The sequence below is a fragment of the Pseudomonas sp. NS1(2017) genome (assembly GCF_002269425.1).
In the GTDB taxonomy this organism is placed as follows: domain Bacteria; phylum Pseudomonadota; class Gammaproteobacteria; order Pseudomonadales; family Pseudomonadaceae; genus Aquipseudomonas; species Aquipseudomonas reactans.
In genome coordinates this window covers 4,646,443-4,666,206 of record NZ_CP022960.1, presented here as the reverse complement: position 1 = coordinate 4,666,206, position 19,764 = coordinate 4,646,443, and the positions used below count along the sequence as shown (strand labels likewise).

8 protein-coding genes are annotated in these 19,764 nt (G+C 62.8%); 2 read left to right on the top strand and 6 right to left on the bottom strand.

Annotated features, from left to right (window positions below; all coding sequences use genetic code 11):
• Window positions 1–297 precede the first annotated feature (297 nt).
• The 3 genes from CI807_RS21800 to CI807_RS21790 form a co-directional block, all read right to left on the bottom strand.
• On the bottom strand, window positions 298–1,269 hold the full coding sequence (locus CI807_RS21800) for a hypothetical protein (protein WP_095016172.1): 972 nt from the start codon (window positions 1,267–1,269) through the stop codon (window positions 298–300).
• A gap of 234 nt (window positions 1,270–1,503) precedes the next feature.
• Window positions 1,504–3,021, bottom strand: coding sequence for an Hsp70 family protein (locus tag CI807_RS21795; RefSeq protein ID WP_157742065.1), 1,518 nt, complete (start codon window positions 3,019–3,021; stop codon window positions 1,504–1,506).
• 545 nt (window positions 3,022–3,566) lie between these two features.
• Window positions 3,567–4,556, bottom strand: a complete 990-nt coding sequence (locus CI807_RS21790; protein WP_256578572.1) for an AraC family transcriptional regulator — start codon at window positions 4,554–4,556, stop codon at window positions 3,567–3,569.
• A 232-nt stretch (window positions 4,557–4,788) separates the two neighbouring features.
• Here CI807_RS21790 and CI807_RS21785 point away from each other — a divergent pair, with 232 nt between their 5' ends.
• On the top strand, window positions 4,789–6,843 hold the full coding sequence (locus CI807_RS21785; protein WP_095016169.1) for a TonB-dependent receptor: 2,055 nt from the start codon (window positions 4,789–4,791) through the stop codon (window positions 6,841–6,843).
• An 83-nt stretch (window positions 6,844–6,926) separates the two neighbouring features.
• On the opposite strand, the gene CI807_RS21780 is transcribed toward CI807_RS21785, so the two are convergent.
• Genes CI807_RS21780 through CI807_RS21770 form a run of 3 tightly spaced genes read right to left on the bottom strand, consistent with a single transcriptional unit; the run spans window position 6,927 to window position 13,042 of the window.
• The gene (locus CI807_RS21780; RefSeq protein ID WP_095016168.1) at window positions 6,927–9,074 is read right to left on the bottom strand and encodes a TonB-dependent receptor; all 2,148 of its coding nucleotides are present in this window, start codon (window positions 9,072–9,074) and stop codon (window positions 6,927–6,929) included.
• 33 nt (window positions 9,075–9,107) lie between these two features.
• Window positions 9,108–12,161, bottom strand: a complete 3,054-nt coding sequence (locus CI807_RS21775; RefSeq protein WP_095016167.1) for a hypothetical protein — start codon at window positions 12,159–12,161, stop codon at window positions 9,108–9,110.
• A complete protein-coding gene (locus CI807_RS21770) occupies window positions 12,158–13,042 on the bottom strand; it encodes an ABC transporter ATP-binding protein (protein WP_095016166.1) in 885 nt (294 codons plus the stop codon). Before CI807_RS21770 ends, CI807_RS21775 begins: the two co-directional genes overlap by 4 nt.
• 295 nt (window positions 13,043–13,337) lie before the next feature.
• Here CI807_RS21770 and CI807_RS21765 point away from each other — a divergent pair, with 295 nt between their 5' ends.
• On the top strand, window positions 13,338–19,757 hold the full coding sequence (locus CI807_RS21765) for a non-ribosomal peptide synthetase (RefSeq protein ID WP_095016165.1): 6,420 nt from the start codon (window positions 13,338–13,340) through the stop codon (window positions 19,755–19,757).
• Window positions 19,758–19,764: the final 7 nt, after the last annotated feature.

Here is a 19,764-nt window from a genome sequence, read left to right as displayed (position 1 = left end):
CGTCGGGCAGGCTGTTTAGTTGATCATTCCTGGCTTTTCATAGGTCATAAAGGCCCATTCACTTCCAGACTATTGCTACATTGGGGGCATATCTGAGGGCATGCTTTGGATGGTTTGAAAAGGATGCACCCGGCCTGAGTTCCAACAGTCCTCCCTCCTCAAAACTCACCCGTAGCTGTTCCCAAACACCACGGTGTGAAGGTAAGTCGGTAAGATGCCCTCCTCTGCCCAAGTGCGTGAGCAACCGAGTGACACCTCCTGTGCAATTAATCTCAGGTGTGGATTGCCAAGCTGAATTCAGACCTCACGTCGGCGCTTTTCAAGACGCTGCCAAAAAGTCGGCAGCTCACTCCTAGGCTGCAGAAGGCTTGACCAGACCTCTAGCAGACGTGGCACTGTAATCCTTCGTACATCGACCACCAAGCCAGCCTCAAGCTGCTTTTCACGGTTTGCAAAGAGCGCTTGGCCTAGATCGTTTTCAAGCTCTATTTGCGTGAACGTGACATCGAAGAAGCGTTCGTGCCTTTCTTGAAACTTGTCCTTGTAACGAACCCTCACCAGAAGCACTAGATTATCATTCAATGCTTGGGTTCCGGGTATAGCATTGGCACGTGTGAAACGCTTCACCACGTCGTCCATGCCATCTGGTACTTCATCGACCGAGTAGAGCTCGCCCTTATAAGCCCCGACCCAAGTAACTGAGGAGTAATAATTTGCAAGGGGAACATATGCGACGGATAAGTCACTGCATTTTTTTTTGTCGGCTTTCTCGGCCAGATCAATAACGCACATTCCGCTGATCACAAGAAAGGGCGCTTTTGTCACCTGTAGTTCAGTCAGCTCCTCACCCGTATTTTCGATCACCAAACGCCGAACATACCTGCTCTCTTCTTCATAGCCTTGGCGCCAGACCTTCAACGCAGGCTGTTGCAGGCGTTGTTGCAGACTCAGCGCCTGGTTGTCGCCACGACGCTTATTTAGCTCGAGGATGCACTTCACATAGGTTTCATAATTGTCATTCGCTGACAAAATCCCCGCGTCTACCGCTGCCGCCTGTATTTTGGAACGTTGAGAAGCCGAGAGCTCACCACCTGATTTTTTGGCCTCATTACGAATAATCAGACCCACCTGATTGTCGATACCAACTCCGCCCCCACACAAACCAATGTCTCGACTATCCGGATTAGCGTCAGACACGGTGTCAACCGCGTTGTATTTGCCACACCCCCCCAATAGGGCAGCGATCAGAATCAAATAGATATATCTCATGTTCCCTCATTTCGATCAGCAGATAGGCGCCCCGATCTAGTGTCGTGACATTGCAAGTCTGTACGCAATACCAATCAATATCAAAATGCCGCTATCATGAAGCTCTCTGCTATCCGCTAAACGCCTCTTTAACCAGCGATTTCGTCACCGACAGCAGCGGCATCTGCACCAGCATTTGTCCATGTGCCAGCCTCGATGGAGGACTTTCAGTCGTGACTCGGTGAAGTAGCCCAGTCATTTCGCATGAGTATCAAAGGCCGTCTTGTGCACCGTGGCCGCATGCTTCGCCAAGCCACCTACCACCCCTAGCGACGCATTTCCATGGTGTATCTCACTACCTGGAAAGTGACGTTTGACAGCCTCTACGATATAGGGCGCTCGCGACATGCCACCGGTAAGCAACACAATCGGAGTTCGGCCAGCGGTCGCCTCCCTCACCTGACTGAGCAACTCGTTGAAGGAGCGCATGTACCTTTCATATCCAAACTCCAGATCAGATGTCCCCGCCTTGGCTCGAAGCCCCTCCTGCACGTAATCGAGAGAAACGTCTGCTTCGGCTTCTGAACTGAGAGCGACCTTGAGCGTTTCTACGTCACGATTCACCCTGACAGTAACCCCATACCGTTGCAGCGCAAGCAAACGCTTCTTGTAGGGAGCTTTGATCGAGTCAACGTCTACTTTTCGAAAGGCCGCTTGCCGGTTCTGGTCGCTGACCATGGCGGCGTTGACGTAAAACGGTGCGAGCAGGCGACAGTCATTTTTCCCAAATAGTGGCATTACCGCGCGAAGAGAAAGTCCAAGGTCTACATCGGTGCCGCCCTTAGCTAAGCCCCAACTGGCGTCCAGCTTCGGTGCCCCTTCCTGACCACCGACATACCCAACGGCGATGTCAGTGGTACCACCTCCTACGTCCACAACTACTGCAAACTGGGATTCTAGAAAGTCCATGTGATAAGTGATTGCGGCGGCTGCGGGCTCTGCCAGGAAATCTACTGATTTGAATCCCGCACGATGTGCTGCTTCGCGCAGCAGTTCCACTGCCTGGTCACTTCCCTCCGGCCCCATGGAACTTCTAAATACAACAGGCCTGCCAATAGTGGCTTCAGTGACGTCGACACTCAATTGCTCAGTCGCCGCACGCCGGACGTGCTTTAGGACATTCGAGACGATTTTCACTATCGCTTCGCGCTGTGGAGCCGCTAACCTGAAACCAAGCATGGATTTCGGAGATTGGATGAGTCGGCCTTCCTCGTACCAAAAGAATTCCTCAATCGCGTCTTCACCAAAAACTGCTGATTCGTCGACGTTAATCGAGCTACCCCTACCCGCCTCCCTTTGCTCATGAACCCAATGGCGTCGAGCTGCGGAAATGGTCGATCTTCGAATTTCCGCAGCCAAAGGCGGTACAGGCTTCTTCAACTCCGAGGCAGCCAAGGAAATTCGAGCCTGTGCCTCCTCTTGAGTAATGTCGCCGTTCTTCGCTAGCGAGCGATAGTGGAACCGAATTTTGCTGGCTGCCTCTTCATATTTTCCGAGAGCCTTCGTATACGCAGCCGTCGAAGCACCAAGGTTGTCGCGGACCTGCTGCTCATAGGCGTCTGGCTGGAAAAGGGTCCAGTCAATAGACTTCTCCGGTATGAATACCGCAGTTCGAAACTGGCTGTCGCCGTCGAAGGAAACGTGCCGAAGCTCACCGTCTATGTAGGCAGCTGCTGCGGTGTAGCTCGTACCAAAATCAATCCCAATGCGCATGGTCATCCTAGACATTCAAAGCGGAGGTAGCAGAACCCACGTTCCCAACGTAACGGAGTGTAGGCAATATGCTATCACTTTCAGTCAGGTTGTGATCAGTGGTTCCAGTTAGGAGTGTCAACTGATCCATGTCCGGTCTCATACTGTGCCAGAATGCCGGGCGCCCTCCGCGTTCCACTGAGGTGGCGCTGAAGACCCAGACATGACGGCTGCCGCACAGCTACGGACGGAATAACTGTCGTAAGGGAACCAGCAATGCCGCCTGAAGGCGGGGGCAAAGAGCCACTGACAGTCCGCCAAGGAGGTACACAGGTGTCCAGTGGTCGCCACCTCGACAGCAGTTAGAAGTCGCCATTCGCGATCATTCGTACACCCCAAGCCACTGGGGGCATAATTGGCTTTTTATGATCTGAAATAACTGCTCTAGAGCCCATTCAGAATGTTTTTTGGGGACCCCGACAGCCTCTAGTAAATGCTTGACCTCAGCTCCATGCCGCACTCACCTGTGCGTCCAACGAAATCAGAGCGCTTAGGCACATCTTCGTTTATGACGCATTAATACCCAGTGATTTGCTCCTCCCGCCGTGCTTGAGCGTCGACGGGTTGATTCCGAACTGCTTACGAAACGCCGTCGCAAAATGACTGGCATTGGCGTAGCCCAGGTCCGAGGCGATGCGCATCACGGATTCATCGCCGCTCATCAAGCGGCTGCGTGCCTGGATCATGCGTGCTTGCTGGAATACGCCGTAGACACTGTTGAAGAACAGTTGCCGAAACCCGCGTGTCAGTTTGGGTTGGCTCAACCCGGACTCACGCGCCAACTCAGACAGGCTCGGCGCCTTGCCCAAGTCTTCAAGCAGACGCTCACGGGCACGCACCAGCCGTTGGCGGTCGGTGTTGCTGACGCGGCAGGTGCATTCGGCGTCCTGGCGTACTTCCAGGAACAAGCTCACCAGCGTAACACTCTGCCCGTAAAGCCACAGGTTGCTGCGCGGCTGGGCCGGTGCCAGGCCAGCACCTTGGTCCATGGCGGCGCCTAGCAGGTGCGCAGTCGCGCTCATTTCGCCACTGCGGTGACCATCGAGAAAGCAATGGTCACACGCCAGTGCCTTGTTTAGCAGTGGGTCGAGTTTCAGCTCCCATTGCTCAAGCACTTCAGGACGAATCATCACCGTGATGTTATCGATCTCGCCGTGCTGGTGGTAAAGGCCGTGGCGGCAACGACCAAAGCTGATACTGCCGGCGCCCTCGTCAATCGCATAGCGCCGTTGCCGACGCCCCTCTTGAAAGCTGCACGAGGCCTTGCCCTTGAGCAGGTTGGTGAAGCTGAAATGGATGCAATCGCTGTCGTCCTGCAAGGGTAATTCGATTGGCTGATCGAAGGTGCTTTGCCACCGCACGATGTCCAGCCCGTCCTGCAGCGACACGCGGGTGACGCGACAGTGCGCCCCTGGCCCGAGGTCGCATCCATATCCTCCCGTAATGATTCGCGAGACCGGCATCGGCTCCCCTGCGCCTCCTTGAACGGCTGACATCGTAAATCTCCTGGCTGACCGGATACGGCTCGAATCAGATCACATCGGGGTGGAAGTGCGCAATTGATAATTATTAGCATCTGGCGCGCTGCACAGGCTCCGCCAAATCGCCGCTGCCACCCCGCAACGCGCGCCGATCAGAATCCTCAGTCAAGGTCCCATCATGTCTGCACGATGCAACACGACGGCTACCCGCCAATCTTGCTACAAACGTAATACTATAACAATAGCCATGAGTTTGACACTGGCCAATTCGGCGCTCGCCGCCGCCACCAGCGAGCCTGTGCAACTGCCGGCCTCGACGGTGACTGCGCGCATGGAGCAGGAAGACCCGAAGGAAGTGCCCATCAGCCTCAGCGTGATCAGCGGCGAGCAACTGCGCACCCAGCGGCTCGACACGCTGGAAAGCGCATTGCGCAACACGTCCGGGGTCAGCGTCAATTCGTCCGGGGGGCCGAATGACTTCAATGTACTGATCCGTGGCGTCGGCTCGCTGTACCAGATGTCGATGGATGACAGCTCGGTGGCGTTCAATATCGACGGTGTGCCCGTGTCGTCGCGAAGCCTCGGTTTCGGCACCCTCGACGTCGATCGTATCGAAGTGCTCAAGGGGCCTCAGGGCACGTTGTCCGGTGCGATTGGCCAGGCAGGTGCGGTAAATATCACCACACGCCAACCCACCCGCGAACTCGAAGGTTATGTGCGTGGCGAAGTGGGCCAGGAAGGCCAGTTCCTCACTGAAGGCGCCATCGGCGGGCCGATCAGCGACAGCCTCAGCGGTCGCCTGGCTGTGCGTCGTGCCGGCTATGACAGCTGGATCGACAACGACCAGACTAACCACCCCATCACCAAGCCACGTAACGAAGCCTACCGAGGCAGCCTGCTCTGGGACCTCAACGATGACACCCATGTGTTGGTCAGCGCCGAACGCCAGAAAACCGAGCGAGCCACCAACTCGCTGGTGTTGCGCCCTTACGGCAGCGACCCCAGCCTGGACCTGACCCCAGGCCTGTTCGACGACAACTACAAGACCACCGAGCGCTATACGCTCAAGGTCGATCACGACTTCGCCAACAGCCGCCTGACCTCCACCACCGCCACCGGCACCACCGACTTCGAAGGCCTGATCGCCTACGACAGCAAACTCATGGGCGCCCTGTACGGCACCCCCAGCGAATTCTGGGTGGTGGACAAATCCTTCGAGCGCAGCTGGAGCCAGGACCTGCACCTGAGCTCGCTGCCTGATTCCGAGGTGTTCTGGGTGGCGGGCCTCGCCGCCAGCCGCAACGAGCGCAGCTATGACACGCCGCGCAACACCTACGGCACCTCCGGCGCCAAATACCGTGACTTCACCACCACTACCTACGCCGGCTACGGCGAAGTCACCTTTCCCCTCACCGAGCGTCTGAAACTCACCACCGGCTATCGCCACTCCTGGGACCGCAAGACCTACGACGGTCAGTACTTCTCTGGCAGCAGTGCGGTGCAAGACTCCCGCAAGCTGACCGACGACTATGGCACCGGCCGCGTCGCGCTGAACTACGCCCTTACACCGCAAACCAACGTCTACGTACAACTGGCGCGGGGCTATAAATCCGGTGGTTTCAATGACTATGCCTCGCAGGTCACCGACAGCGAACCCTACAAGGCCGCCGTCAGCAAAGCCGCGGAACTGGGCTTCAAGAGTGAAACCGAAGACCGTCGCGGCAGCCTTAACGGTGCGCTGTTCTTCACCCGGGTACACGACGATCACCTGCTCGGCTACGACGCAGCGACTTTCGCCACCAATGCCTTCAACGCCGACACGCGCACCCGTGGTGCCGAATTGGAAGGCAGTTGGCGCTTCGATTACGGCCTGACCCTGGCCGCCAGCGCCACCTACCTCGATGCCAGAATCACCAGCGGCGTGCAAGGCATCCAGGCCGGTGACGTCGCTGCCGGCAACCGCACCCCGGATGTTCCGCGCTGGAGTGGCAACTTCAACGCCAGTTGGAAACACCCGCTGGGCACCTTCGCCAGCCTCGGCGAAACCACCCTCAACACCAGCCTGAACTATCACTTGGTGGGCGAGCGCGCAGCGGACCCGCAAAACCATTTCAACCTGGACAACTACGAGAAACTCGACCTGCGCGCGGGCCTGGAAAGCAAGTTCGGCGAAGTCTATGCCTTCGCCGACAACCTGCTGAACCAGACCTACGACACCTACGGTTTCTACAGTGACCCGGTGGCCTACGGTGCACCGGCACGCCGTCGTACCTTGGGCGTGGGCTACACCTACCAATTCTGACACGCCCCGTCGCCGGCAAGCCGGCTCCTACACCAATGGCAACTTGTAGGAGCCGGCTTGCCGGCGATGGCCACAACTGGGGTTCAGAACTGGTAGCTATACCCCACGCCTGCCGACCGCCCGCGTCCCGGCATGCCGGTCAGTACCTGGTCGGTGGAGTACGAGCCGTACAGGTCGTAGCGTGCATCCAGCAGGTTGTCGCCCCACAGGTAGATCTCCGAGCCGCCACTCTCCAGGCCCAGGTGCAGGTCCAGCTTGGCGTAGCCCTTGAGGTCGTAGTGGTTCTGCGGGTCGGCCGGGCGGTTTTTCTGTACGCGGTAATTAAGCAAGGTGTTCAGGCGTGGCGCCGGCAACCCGAGCAAGGCCCCCAGGTTCTTTTGCCAGGCGACGCTGAAGTTGCCGCTCCACAGCGGCACATCCGGCACGCGGCTGCCCGCTGCCACGTCACCGCCGGACACGCCCGGCGCATCCGACGTCACCACCGCATTGGTGTAGCTCACGGCACTGCCCAAGGTCAGTTCATCGGTGACGTGCCAGGTGGTCGACAGCTCGGCGCCCTTGCTGCGGGTGTCGGCATTCACCGCGCTGACCGCCAGGGTGTTGAAGTCGTAGCCCAGCAGGTGGTCGTCCTGTACACGTGTGATGAACAACGCCCCTTCCAGACTCAACTCGCCCCCGGCACTTTCATGCTTGAAACCCAACTCGGCGGAATTCACCTTGGCGGCCTTGTAGGGCTCGCTGTCCTTGATCGACGTGGCGTAGTCGTTGAACCCCGCCGATTTGTAGCCCCGTGACAGCACCGCATACACATTGGTCTGCGGCGTCAGCGCGTAGCTCAGCGCCACGCGTCCGGTGCTGTAGTTGTCCTGCAAACGCCGGCTGTCGCTGACCTGCGCGCCGCCACTGGAATAATCGGCACCATAGGTCTTGCGGTCCCAGGTGTGGCGCAGGCCGGTGGTGAGCTTCCAGTCTTCGGCAATCGGGTACGTCACCTCGCCATAGGCCGCGTAACTGTTGGTGCTGAAGTCGCGTATCTGCTGCGCGCCATTGGTGAAGTTGTTGGAATCGAAACTGCGCTCGGAGCGCGACAAGTTGAGCCCCGTCACCCAAAACACATCGGCATCCGCCAGTGATCCCAGACGCAGGTCCTGACTCCACACGCGCTCATGGGCCGAGTCTTCGATCAGGTATTCGAACGGGGAACCGTACAACGCCCGCGTGATGTTGCGATCGTAGCCTTTGACGGCATTGAAGTCGGTGCTGGTGTAGGCGCTGATCGAGGTGATGCGCGACTGCGCCAGGTCGTGGTTGAGTTCGAAGGAGTAACGCTCGTTGGTCTTCTGGTTGCCATCGAAGGTGCCAGGCGTGTAGTCCAGGCTCGGGCGATTGCCAAACGGACGCAACAGCTCCAGGCCCGCATAGTGCTCGGCGCGCTGGCGCTCGGCGGTCAAAAGGCCGGTGGTGCCCTGGTCGTTGTCCCACAGCAGACTGCCGCGCAGGGCCAGGTCCCGGGGTTTGGTCAGCGGGTCGCCGTCCTGTTGGTCATCGACCCAGTTATCAAAGCCGCTGCGACGCACCGCGATACGCCCTGCCAGCGAGTCGGTCAACGGCCCGCCCACGGCGCCTTCCGTCATGAACTGGCCCTGGTTGCCGACTTCGCCGCGCACATACCCCTCCAGCTCGCGCGTCGGTTTGCGGGTGGTGACGTTGATTGCACCCGCCTCGCTGTTGCGCCCCAGCAATGTGCCCTGCGGGCCCTTGAGCACCTCCACCTGCTGCACGTCGAGCGTCGCCAGCGCGGCATTGCGCACTGACATCGGCACGCCGTCCACATTCAACACCACCGAGCCGTCATCCATGCTCATCTGGTTCAATGACCCTACACCACGGATACGCACATTGGCGTCATTGGCACCGCCCCAGGAGTTCACATCCACCCCCGGCGTGGTGCGCAACGCATCTTCCAGGGTGCGCAGGCGCCGGGTCTCCAGGGTTTTGCCATCGATTACCGAGAGGCCAAAGGGGATGTCCTTGGCACTCTCCTGGCTCAAGCGCGCGCTGACCGTCAGCGGTGCCAGTTCGATGGCCTCTGCGGAGGCCTGCGGCTGATAGTCAGCGGCATAGGCCGTGCACATCTGGCTGGACAAGCCCAGCGCCATGGCCTGGGTCAAGACGTTGGCCCGCCAGCCGAGGGGACGGCGTAGCGGTTGGATAAACAGTGCAGATGACATGACAAAACTCCAAAAGGCAGGGATGGTTCAAATTCATTGCGCTGGACCCCAGCGCTCAAGCGCAGCGGCAATCGCGTGAGGATCAGGCGCGCCCAACATGAGCTGGATCGCAGCCGGCCATCCCTGGCCGTTTTGGATGGCGGCGGTCATTGCCGTCAGTTGTTCGGGGCTTTGTTCGGCAGTCCATGCCAGGCTTGCCAGCGCTGCATAGGTGGCGGCCCAGCCGTGTTCGCGGGCATCGGCCAGGGTGCCGACGGGTTCGCCGTCATTGCCCAGCGCGCGGGTCAGGTCATCGGCCATGAGTTTCACCAGTGCCGCGCGCGCCTCAGGACCGTCTACATCCGCCACACACAGCAAGCCGATCGCGCCCGCCACGCCCTGGCTCAACCACAGGTAACCCGGCACCTGCCGCAGGTCGCTGGCGTCAATCAACACCCGGCGGGCAAGCAACTCGGCAATATGCGCACGGCGTGCCGAACGCCCGACGCCGGTCGCGGCCACGTCCCAATCCGGCGATTGGGCGAGCAACAGCTGACCGTGGCTCAAGCGGCTGTCGCCCATGCCGGTCGGCCACTGGTTCACGCCCTCCACCACCGGGCGACTGCCCAGGCGTCGCGCCACACAGGCGCTCATCAGGTCCAGGTCTTCGCGCACTTCAACAGCCGTTTGCTGGCGGCTGGCATCCGCCTTTGCCTGCAAGCTGTAGGCAAAATCCAAGGGCGCCGCGCTGTGACCGTTGAAGTCCTGTCCATCAATCTCGACGTGCCATTGCCAGTCGCCCGACGGCGCGATGGCCTCCACGGCAACGGCGGAACCTGCTGCCAAAGTAGGCACTTCGGCTGCCAAACCAGCCTCGCTGCGTTGCACCGGCGCACGCAGCAGCCGCTCGCTGTCCAGCCCCAGGCGCGGCATTACGCGGCGCGCTTGCAGCCATACACCCTGCGGCCCCAACCAGAACGCTTCGCCTTCCGACGGCCAGCCGTTGGCGTTGACCGTCCAGTTCAACTCGACAGTGCAGGCGTTCGTCGCACAAGGTGCCAGGGGCACGCGCAGGTGCTCAATCGCCTGTTCGAACGTGACCGGTTGCCCCATCACGCTGACTGCCGTCACCTGCAAGCCTGGCGGCAACTCGGCGTCCAATTGGCTGGCCACCACGGCGTCAAGCGTCCACTGGCCCTCAACCTGACGCGCAGCGGAATCCACGCGCAGTTGCACGCGCCCGCCCGCCACCTGCCAGGCCGTTGCTTCGGGCAGCCAGCGCTGTTCCCAGACCGCGCGTTCAACACGTTCCTCGGCCACCGATTGGTAGTCGCCCTGCTCCACCAGGTGATGGTGCAAAGCCACGCCACTGCCCAGCAAACCCAAGGCGCCCAGGGCCAATGCGGCAAGCGGTAAAGGCTGGCGCACGTCAGCGAAACGGCGGCGCTCGGGACCGCGAGGCAACACCAGTGCCGCCACGCCGACCATCACTGCGCAACCGGCGAGTTTCCAGCCTGCCAGGGTGCCGAGATACGGTAACCAGGGCGCCCAGCCGGCGAGTTGCGACAACGCCACATGCGCCGGTATCCCCATCGCATAGGCGGGGTAACTGACCAGCCCCAATTCGTGGTTGAGCACCAGGAAAAACGTCAGCAGCATCGACGTGGCGTACGCGAGCCCCGAGCGGCGAATCAACGCGTGCACCAGCACCGTCAGCGCGGCCAGCTCCAGCAGCGGCGGCGCGAACACCAGCACTTGGTAGACCAGTACAAAGCCCGGCGCCAGGCTGTCGGGCGCAGCGATGGCACTGATCAGCAGGCTGGCAATGCCTGGCACCAGCGCCAAGGTCAGGGTCGCCAACAGCACACAAGCCGTGCGTCCGAACAATCGCAGCCAGGTCGGTGCGGGGGTCGCCTGCAACATGGCGCCCAGGCCTTCGACGTCATCACGCCGACACACCAAGCCCGCCAGCGCCGCGATAATAAAGGCGATCACTAGGAACAACGCGCTCGACAACAGCGGCAGGGTCAGATCCGCCCGTGGCACCATCGGCCCGCGCGCATGCCACACGCCGTGGACAAAACCACTGAGCACGCCCATCACCAGCAGCAAGCCGAGCGCCACCCACCAGATCCGCCGTGCAAACAACTGGCGTACCTGCCAGCGCGCTTCATGCCACAAGGCGTGCGTCCAACGACTGGCCGTCAACGGGCCCGGCAATTGCACGTCACGGCTGCGCAGCATCGGCGGTTCCGCCAGCACCGCACCGCTGCGCCGGCCCATCAGGCCCTGGCGCGTGGTGCGCGCCAACACCACGGCCAGCACCAGCAGCGGCAACACACACCACAACGCGCGGTTGAGCCAGAACCCCGGCGTCAGCGCCAGCAGCGACTGCGACTTCTGCGCGGCGCTCCAAGTTTCGACCTGGGCTTGGGCAAAGGTAAATAGCGATGGGTCCAGGCTGGCCGCCAACAGCGGGTTGATATGCCCGCCCTTGAGTACGACCACCGCAAACATCCACAGCAGCATCAATACCGTCGCCAGGGCAAAGGGCGCAGCCAGACCTCGGCTGCGCAACGCCAGCAGGTAATACAACGCACCGATCCCGGTGCTCACCGGCAACAGCAAGGCGACCCAGGCAAAGGCCAACGCCGACCACACCGGCGCACCGATGCTGGCCGCGGGTACCCAGCCGAGCCAGCCCAATACCGGGCTGACCAGGAAGCCGACAATCAACGAACTGGCGAGCAACCCACCGACCAGCGCCGCGCCGATAAAACGCCCCCACAGCAGGGCCGGCAGTGACAGTGGCAAGGCCAGCAGCACCTCTTCCAACTGCGCCTTGCGGTCGCGCAGGGCCGGCTGCGAAAACACCCAGGCCCAGGCAAAAAACAGGAAGAACATGCAACCGCACGACATCAGGTAAATCAGGCTGGGTGCATTGCGGACGATGTCGCTGGCGCCCATTTTCTGCACATAGTCGGCATTCGTCAGGGACATCAGCAGGTAGCCGGTGAGGCCAAGAAACACCAGCAAGGGAATGCCACTGCGCAGCCCGGCGCGGACTTCCACCCAGGCTTCACGCAACAGCAAGGCGAAGGTATTCATGCGTCCACCGCCTCGCCGGCCTGGGCCAGCGCCAGGTAATAGATATCCTCCAGGCGCGGCGCGTGGGGGCTGAAACGTGGGTCTGCCGGACGCTCGCCGTGCACGATCACGCGACTGCCTTGTGGGCTGGCGGCCACATGCAACGCTTCAGGCAACGTTTCGCCACGGCTGAACGGCGCTTCCCACAAGCGGCCCTGTTCGGCAGCGAGCAAGTCGGCCGGGCGACCTTCGACAATAATCTGCCCGCCGGCCAACACCGCCAGGCGGCTGCACAGGTTCTCGACGTCTTCGACGATATGGGTCGAGAGCAGCACGATGGATTCGGCGGCGACATCCGCCAGCACCCGATGAAAACGGTTGCGTTCGGCCGGGTCGAGGCCCGCCGTCGGCTCATCGACGATCAGCAAGCGCGGCGAGCCCACCAGCGCCATGGCGATACCGAACCGGCGCAACATGCCGCCCGAATAGGTCGCTAACGCACGGTGGGCCGCCTGCTGCAAGTTGACCTTATCCAGCAGGGCCTCGATTTCCTCGCGGCGCTGGCGGTTGTCGGTGCGGCCCTTGAGCCAGGCAAACCGGTCGAGCAAATCCCGCGCACTCACGCCGGGGTACGCGCCCAGTTGCTGCGGCAGGTAACCCAGGCGGCGACGCAGATGGTCGGGGCCGCGCAGAACGTCCACGCCGTCCAGGTGAATGCTGCCGGCGTCCGGTTGCTGCAGGGTCGCCAGGGTGCGCATCAGGCTGCTCTTGCCAGCGCCGTTGGGGCCGAGCAAGCCATACATGCCGGGGCCAACACTCAGGTCAACGCCGCGCAGCGCTTCAACGCCGTTGTTGTAGCGCTTGCGCAGGCCGCGCACTTGTAAACCCGAATCGACAGACATCCGCAACTCCATGAAGAGGCCCTGCAAGAGGGCGGCGAGCGACGGTAGTCAAGGCCGTGGGCCGGGCTCTACCCGATTCAAGTCATTTTCCAACCGCATCGCGCGGCGTATCGGCGTCATGTCCCGCAGCTGCGCCCGTGCAATCCGCACCGACTACACGGATACGGGGCAAAAACGATTCGATCCGGGTAGTTACCAAAATGAGAATGACTAGCATCTTGCCCCATGCATTTGCCTGCCCCCAGCGCCTGGGCCAACCCCGGCCCGGGCCCTAGCGATGAGAAGACGTTGAGCCATGGCCACTCCCAGCACCTCAACCGCAACACTGCTGCGCCAATCCCTGTCCGACGCCCTTGGACTGCCCGCCGACCAGGTGCCCCTGGAGGCCAACCTGATCGAATGGGGGCTGGATTCCGTCACCCTGATCCGCCTCGCCGGGCAATGGCGCCGCCAAGGCCTGGCCGCGCGTTTCGCCGACCTGGTGGCAGACCCGCGCCTGTGTGCCTGGTTGGCCCTGCTTGATACGGCACCCACGGCCGCCGCGCCGGTCAGCACCTCTACCGATGACGGCTTGCCATTCGAACTGGCGCCGATGCAGCACGCTTACTGGATCGGTCGCGCCCCTGGCCAAGCGCTGGGTGGCGTGGCCGCACACTTCTATAACGAGTTCGATGGCCACGACGTTGACCCGATACGGTTGGAAGCCGCCGTGCGTGCCCTGCTCACGCGGCACCCGATGTTGCGGGCGCAATTTCTCGATGACGGCCGCCAGCAGGTCCTCGCGCACAGCCCATGGCCGGGGCTCACGGTGCATGACCTGCGCCAGGACAGCGCCGAACAGGTGCAACAACGGCTGGCAGCCTTGCGCGCCGAGCTGTCCCATCGAAAGTTGGCCGTGGAACAAGGCCAGGTGCTGGATATCCAGCTGTCGTTGTTGCCCGACGGCACCCGCCTGCACCTGAACCTGGACATGCTCGCCGCCGACGCCCTGAGCCTGCGCACCCTGCTCGGCGACTTGGTGCAGTTGTACCGCCAGCAGCCCCTACCCGCGCTGGACTATACCTTTGCCCGCTACCTGGCCGACCAACGCCATGAACAGGCCAGCGTCGAGCAGCGGGATCGCCACCAACAGGCGCGCGACTATTGGTTGCAGCGCCTCGACCAATTGCCCGGTGCTCCGAGCCTGCCGATCAAGCCCCAAGGCGATGACCGCCAGGTCCGCCGTCGTCACCATTGGCTACCGCCGTCAGAACGCCAGGCATTCGAACGCCGTGCGCGGGAGCATGGGCTCACGCCGGCCATGGCGTTGGCGGCGGTGTTCAGTGAAGTCCTCGGCGCCTGGTGCGATACCCCTGAGTTGCTGCTCAACCTGCCGCTGTTCAATCGCGCACCACTGCACGCCGATGTCGAACGCCTGGTGGGGGATTTCACCTCGTCGATCCTGCTGGCCTGGGACGGCCGGATCGCCGGCACCTTTGCCGCACGCACCACCGCCCTGCAACGCCGCTTCCACAGCGATGTTGCACACAGCGCGTTTTCCGGCCTGGAGGTGTTGCGCGAACTGTCCCGCCAACGCGGTGAACAAGTGTTGGCTCCCGTTGTATACACCAGCGCACTGGGCCTGGGTGAGCTGTTCGCCGAGGGTGTACAGGCGAGTTTCGGCCAGCCGGCGTGGATCATTTCCCAAGGCCCGCAGGTGTGGCTCGATGCGCAAGTCACCGAGCTGGACGGCGGCATCCTGGTCAACCTCGATGCACGTGAAGGGCTGTTCGCCGACGGTGTGCTGGATGGCATGTTCAAGGCCTATACCGACCTGCTGCAACGCCTGTGTTTTGACCCGGACGCCTGGCATCAAGCGCCGTCTGCGTTGATCCCCGCCGAGCAACTGGCCCTGCGCCAAACCGTGCAAGGCCAGCCTGCTCCCCTGCCCGTCAAGCGCCTGCATGAAGCATTTTTTGCCCAGGCACGCCTGACACCCAGCTTGCCCGCGCTGCTGCAGGGCCACCCTCCCGTCATCAGCTATGGCGAGCTGGCCGAGCGGGCCCTGCACGTTGCAGCGTACCTGGAAGACCAAGGTATCCAGCGCGGCGATGTCGTGGCGCTGCAACTGCCCAAGGGCCCCGAGCAAGTCATCGCGGTGCTGGGCATCCTCGCCTGCAGCGCCACATACCTGCCCATCGGCATCGACCAGCCCGACGCCCGCTGCCAGAAAATCTGCGAAAGCTCAGGTGCGCGGTTGCTGCTCAAGGCCCTGCCACCTGCGGGCCCCGCGCTGGACGCGCCCCGGCCCGGCGCGGTCAGCGACCTGGCCTACATCCTCTACACCTCCGGTTCCACTGGCGAACCCAAGGGCGTGGAAATCAGCCACCTGGCCGCCGCCAACACCGTGGACGACCTGCAACGACGCCTCCAACTGACCGCCGATGACCGCATCCTCGCGCTCTCTGCGCTGGAGTTCGACCTGTCGGTGTTCGACCTGTTTGCTGCGCTGTCCACTGGTGCGGCGGTGATTGGCATCGAGCCCGAAGCGCAGCGCGATGCCGAGCGCTGGCGTGAACTGGCGTTGCTGCACCGCGCCAGTGTGCTCAACTGCGTGCCGGCGTTGCTGGACATGTTGCTCGGTTGCGCCCCGGCCGACGCCCGCCTACCGCTGCGTGCGGTGTTGCTCGGCGGTGACAAAGTCGCCCCGGACCTGGCGCCACGGTTGTGGGCCCAGGCGCCGGGCTGTCGCTTCATGGCCTTGGGCGGCGCCACCGAAGCGGCGATCCACTCGACGCTGTTCGAAGCCCTCCCCGGCCAGCCTCTGCTTTGGCACTGCCTGCCCTACGGCAAACCGCTGGACAACGTCAGCCTGCGCATCGTCGACCACCAGGGCCATGACTGCCCGGACTGGGTGGCCGGTGAGCTGTGGATCGGCGGCGCCGGGGTGGCCGAAGGTTATCGAGGCGACCGTGTGCGCAGCGCCGAGCGTTTCGTCGACTATCAAGGCCTGCGCTGGTACCGCACCGGCGACCGTGCGCGCTACCACCCCGACGGCACTGTGGAGTTCCTCGGGCGTAGTGACTTCCAACTCAAGCTGCATGGCTACCGCATCGAGGCCGGCGAAGTCGAACAGGCACTGCTGGCCTGCCCTGGCGTAGAGCACGCGGTCGTGTTGCTGGCCGGCCAGCAATTGGCGGCGGTGGTCCGTCTGGCGCGCGGCGCCGTGCAACCTGTGCAGATCGACCTGCCGGGCCTGGCCGAGCGCCTGCCGGCGTATATGATTCCCTCGCTGATTCTCGGCTGCGCGCAGTTGCCCTTGACCGGCAACGGCAAGGTCGACCGCAAGGCCTTGCACGCGTGGCTCGCCCAGCATAGCCCGGTGCAGCAGGCCAACCTGACGGCGCCCTGCGGCGTCATCGAACAGCAGGTGGCCCGCGCCTGGCAGCAGTTGCTCGGTTGTGGCGAGGTGTGCCGCGAACACAGCTTCTTTGCCCTGGGCGGCGACTCCCTGAGCGCCACCCGCCTGGTGCGCCTGCTCGCCGAACAAGGGCTGGGCGGTGCACGTATCGCCCAGGTGTTCGCCAAGCCGGTGTTGGCGCAGTTTTGTGTCGACCTGCATCAACAGGCACAGGCCGAACCCGCACGCACCGTCGTTGCAGACCTGGCGCAACGCCACGCGCCCTTCCCGATGACTGAGGTGCAGCAGGCCTATTGGCTGGGCCGCGACCCCAGCCTGGTGCTGGGGGGTGTGAGTTGCCACTTCTACCGTGAATACGACGTCGAGGACCTTGACCTGCCGCGCCTGCAACACGCCTTGCAGCGCTTGATCGAACGCCACGAAATGCTCCGCGCCGTGTTCGATCACAGCGGCCAGGCGCGCATTCTGCAACAAGTGCCGGCCTTCTTGATCGGCCAGGGCCACGCCAGCCTGGAAGACCTGCGTGAACACTGTGCCCATCGCGTGTTCGCCCCTCACCAATGGCCGCTGTTCGATGTGCAAACGGTGACCCACGGCCGGCACACACGCCTGGCGATCAGCCTGGACAATTTGATCCTCGATGCCCTGAGCATCCTGCGTTTCTACGCCGAACTCGATGCGTTGTACCGCGAGCCCGACATAGCGCCGGCCCCGTTGGACCTGTCGTTTCGCGATTACCAATTGCAGTGCGCCCCGGCACCAGAAGAGCTGCACGCCGCGCAGCGCTTCTGGCAGGAACGCCTACCCGAATTACCGCCCCATCCGCAGTTGCCGCTGGCCGCCGACCCCGCCAGCCTGGGCCGACCACGCTTTGAACGCCTGCAAGGGCAGATCGATGCCAGCGCCTGGCAAGCGATCCTGGCCAAGGCCCAGCAACAGGGGCTCACCGCCTCGGCGGTGCTGCTCTGCGCCTTTGCCGAAACCCTCGGCCGCTGGAGTGCACGCCCAGACCTGAGCCTCAACCTCACACTGTTCGATCGCCGCCCCATGCACCCTCAGATCGACCAGGTAATGGGCGACTTCACATCGCTGACCCTGCTCGGGTATGTGCCCGTGGCGGGTGAGCGTTGGGTTGACCGTGCACGGCGTACGCAACACTCCCTGGGCGAGGCGTTGGAGCATCGCTGCGTGGGTTCGGTCAGCCTGCTGCGTCAGCTGGCCCGGGGCAATGGCGAGCAACAGGTGAGCATGCCGGTGGTGTTCACCAGCGCCCTGGGCGTCCCGGACGGCACGGCGGCGCCAGTGGACGGCCCGTTTGCCCACCAGGTGTTCGGCCTGACACAAACCCCGCAAGTGTGGCTCGACCACCAGGTCGTCGAAGCCAACGGTGGCATTGCCCTTAACTGGGACCGTGTGGTCGGCCTGTTTCCCGAAGGCCTGGTTGAAGCGATGTTCGATGCTTACCTGCAGAGCCTCAACTGGTTGGCCGAGCACGCCTGGGACAGCGCGCCACCCGACCTGCTGCCCCAGGTCCAAGCGCAACGGCGCGCTCAACTCAACGCCCCGGTCGACTGCGTGCCGGGCGACCCGACGCTGCACCAGGGTTTCTTTGAACAGGCGCGCCATGCCCCGCAGCGCCCCGCCTTGTTATGGGGTGAACACGGCACGCTTAAGTACGGCGAACTGGCCGACCGCGCGCTGCGTATCGCCCACAGCCTGATGGACGCAGGTGTCGCATCCGGCGACCTGGTGGCCGTGTCCCTGGCCAAGGGGCCGCAGCAGGTCGCCTGTGTGCTGGGGATTCTGGCGGCCGGCGCCGCCTACCTGCCGGTGGGTGTCGATCAGCCGTTGCAGCGCTGCCAGCGCATCCTGCAACAGGCCGGTGTGACCCTGATGCTCGCCGAGCACGACCCGCGACTGCCCGGCGTCAAACACCTCAAGCCCTCCACCGCGTTGAAGGCCGAACCGCTGGCGGCGCCACGGCCTCTCGCAGCGGGTGAACTGGCCTATGTGATCTACACCTCCGGCTCCACCGGCCAGCCCAAGGGCGTGGAAATCACCCACCGCGCGGCGATGAATACCGTGGCCGAGATCAACCGCTGTTATGGCGTCCAAGCCAGCGACCGGGGTCTGGCCCTGTCGGCGCTGGACTTCGACTTGTCGGTGTACGACCTATTTGGCCTGCTGTCGGTGGGCGGCGCCCTGGTGCTGATCGACGAAGACCAGCGCCGCGATGCCCGTGCCTGGCTCAAGGCATTGCAACAGCACCACGTGACCCTGTGGAACAGCGTGCCGGCGCTGCTCGACATGCTGCTGGAAGCCAACGTCCAAGACCGCCAGCCTCTGGACCTGAGGGTCGCACTGCTGTCCGGCGACTGGATCGGCCTTGATCTGCCGCAACGCCTGCAAGAGCAGGCCCCCGGTTGCCGTTTTATCGCCCTCGGCGGCGCGACCGAAGCGGCAATCTGGTCGAATCACTTTGAAGTACGCCAGGCAATGCCGGGCTGGCGTTCGATCCCCTACGGCGTGCCGCTGGCCAATCAGGCCTACCGGGTAGTCGATGCGCTGGGCCGTGACTGCCCGGATTGGGTCACGGGGGAACTGTGGATCGGCGGTGCCGGCGTCGCACGCGGTTATCGCCACGCCCCGCAGTTGAATGCCGAGCGCTTTGTCGAAGGTTGGTACCGCACCGGAGACCTTGGTCGCTACCACCCCGATGGCCTGCTGGAGTTTCTCGGGCGCGCCGACAGCCAGGTGAAGGTCCGTGGCCATCGCATCGAACTGGGCGAAATCGAAGCCGCCCTGGCGCGCCACCCCTGTGTGAACAGCGCCGTGGCGTTGGTCGCCGAGCACAGACTGATGGCCGCCGTGACGGCCAGCACCTGCGCCGAGGTGCTCGCACAGCATCTGGAACAGTGCCTGCCTGCGTACATGCGCCCGGAACAGATCCTGGTGCTGGAACGCCTGCCCTTGAGCAGCAATGGCAAGGTCGACCGCCGTGCGCTGCTCGCCCCTTTGAGCGCCGCAGCCCAGCCACGGGACGCGGTGGATGAGCAACCGCTGAGCGCAGGCGAACAGGTGATCGCCGAGCTCTGGCAGCACTTGCTCAAGGTGCCGAGCGTCTCGCGCCACGACAACTTTTTCCGCCTGGGCGGCGACAGCCTGCTGGCCACGCGTTTTCTCGAAATGCTGCGCAGCCGTCTGGGTGTGGAACTGCCCATGGGCCAGTTGTTCGGCGCCGCCAGCCTGTTGGAAGTGGCGCAGACCCTCGAACGCCTACCCACCCCGCACACCGTTGAAGAAGGCGTTATCTGATGCCTGC

What these genes read in the sequence shown, in the direction of transcription:
- CI807_RS21765 (WP_095016165.1), top strand. Translation starts at nt 13,338, where the DNA reads ATGGCCACTCCCAGCACCTCAACCGCAACACTGCTGCGCCAATCCCTG.
- CI807_RS21790 (WP_256578572.1), bottom strand. Translation starts at nt 4,556, where the DNA reads ATGTCAGCCGTTCAAGGAGGCGCAGGGGAGCCGATGCCGGTCTCGCGA.
- CI807_RS21780 (WP_095016168.1), bottom strand. Translation starts at nt 9,074, where the DNA reads ATGTCATCTGCACTGTTTATCCAACCGCTACGCCGTCCCCTCGGCTGG.
- CI807_RS21800 (WP_095016172.1), bottom strand. Translation starts at nt 1,269, where the DNA reads ATGAGATATATCTATTTGATTCTGATCGCTGCCCTATTGGGGGGGTGT.
- CI807_RS21770 (WP_095016166.1), bottom strand. Translation starts at nt 13,042, where the DNA reads ATGTCTGTCGATTCGGGTTTACAAGTGCGCGGCCTGCGCAAGCGCTAC.
- CI807_RS21795 (WP_157742065.1), bottom strand. Translation starts at nt 3,021, where the DNA reads ATGCGCATTGGGATTGATTTTGGTACGAGCTACACCGCAGCAGCTGCC.
- CI807_RS21775 (WP_095016167.1), bottom strand. Translation starts at nt 12,161, where the DNA reads ATGAATACCTTCGCCTTGCTGTTGCGTGAAGCCTGGGTGGAAGTCCGC.
- CI807_RS21785 (WP_095016169.1), top strand. Translation starts at nt 4,789, where the DNA reads ATGAGTTTGACACTGGCCAATTCGGCGCTCGCCGCCGCCACCAGCGAG.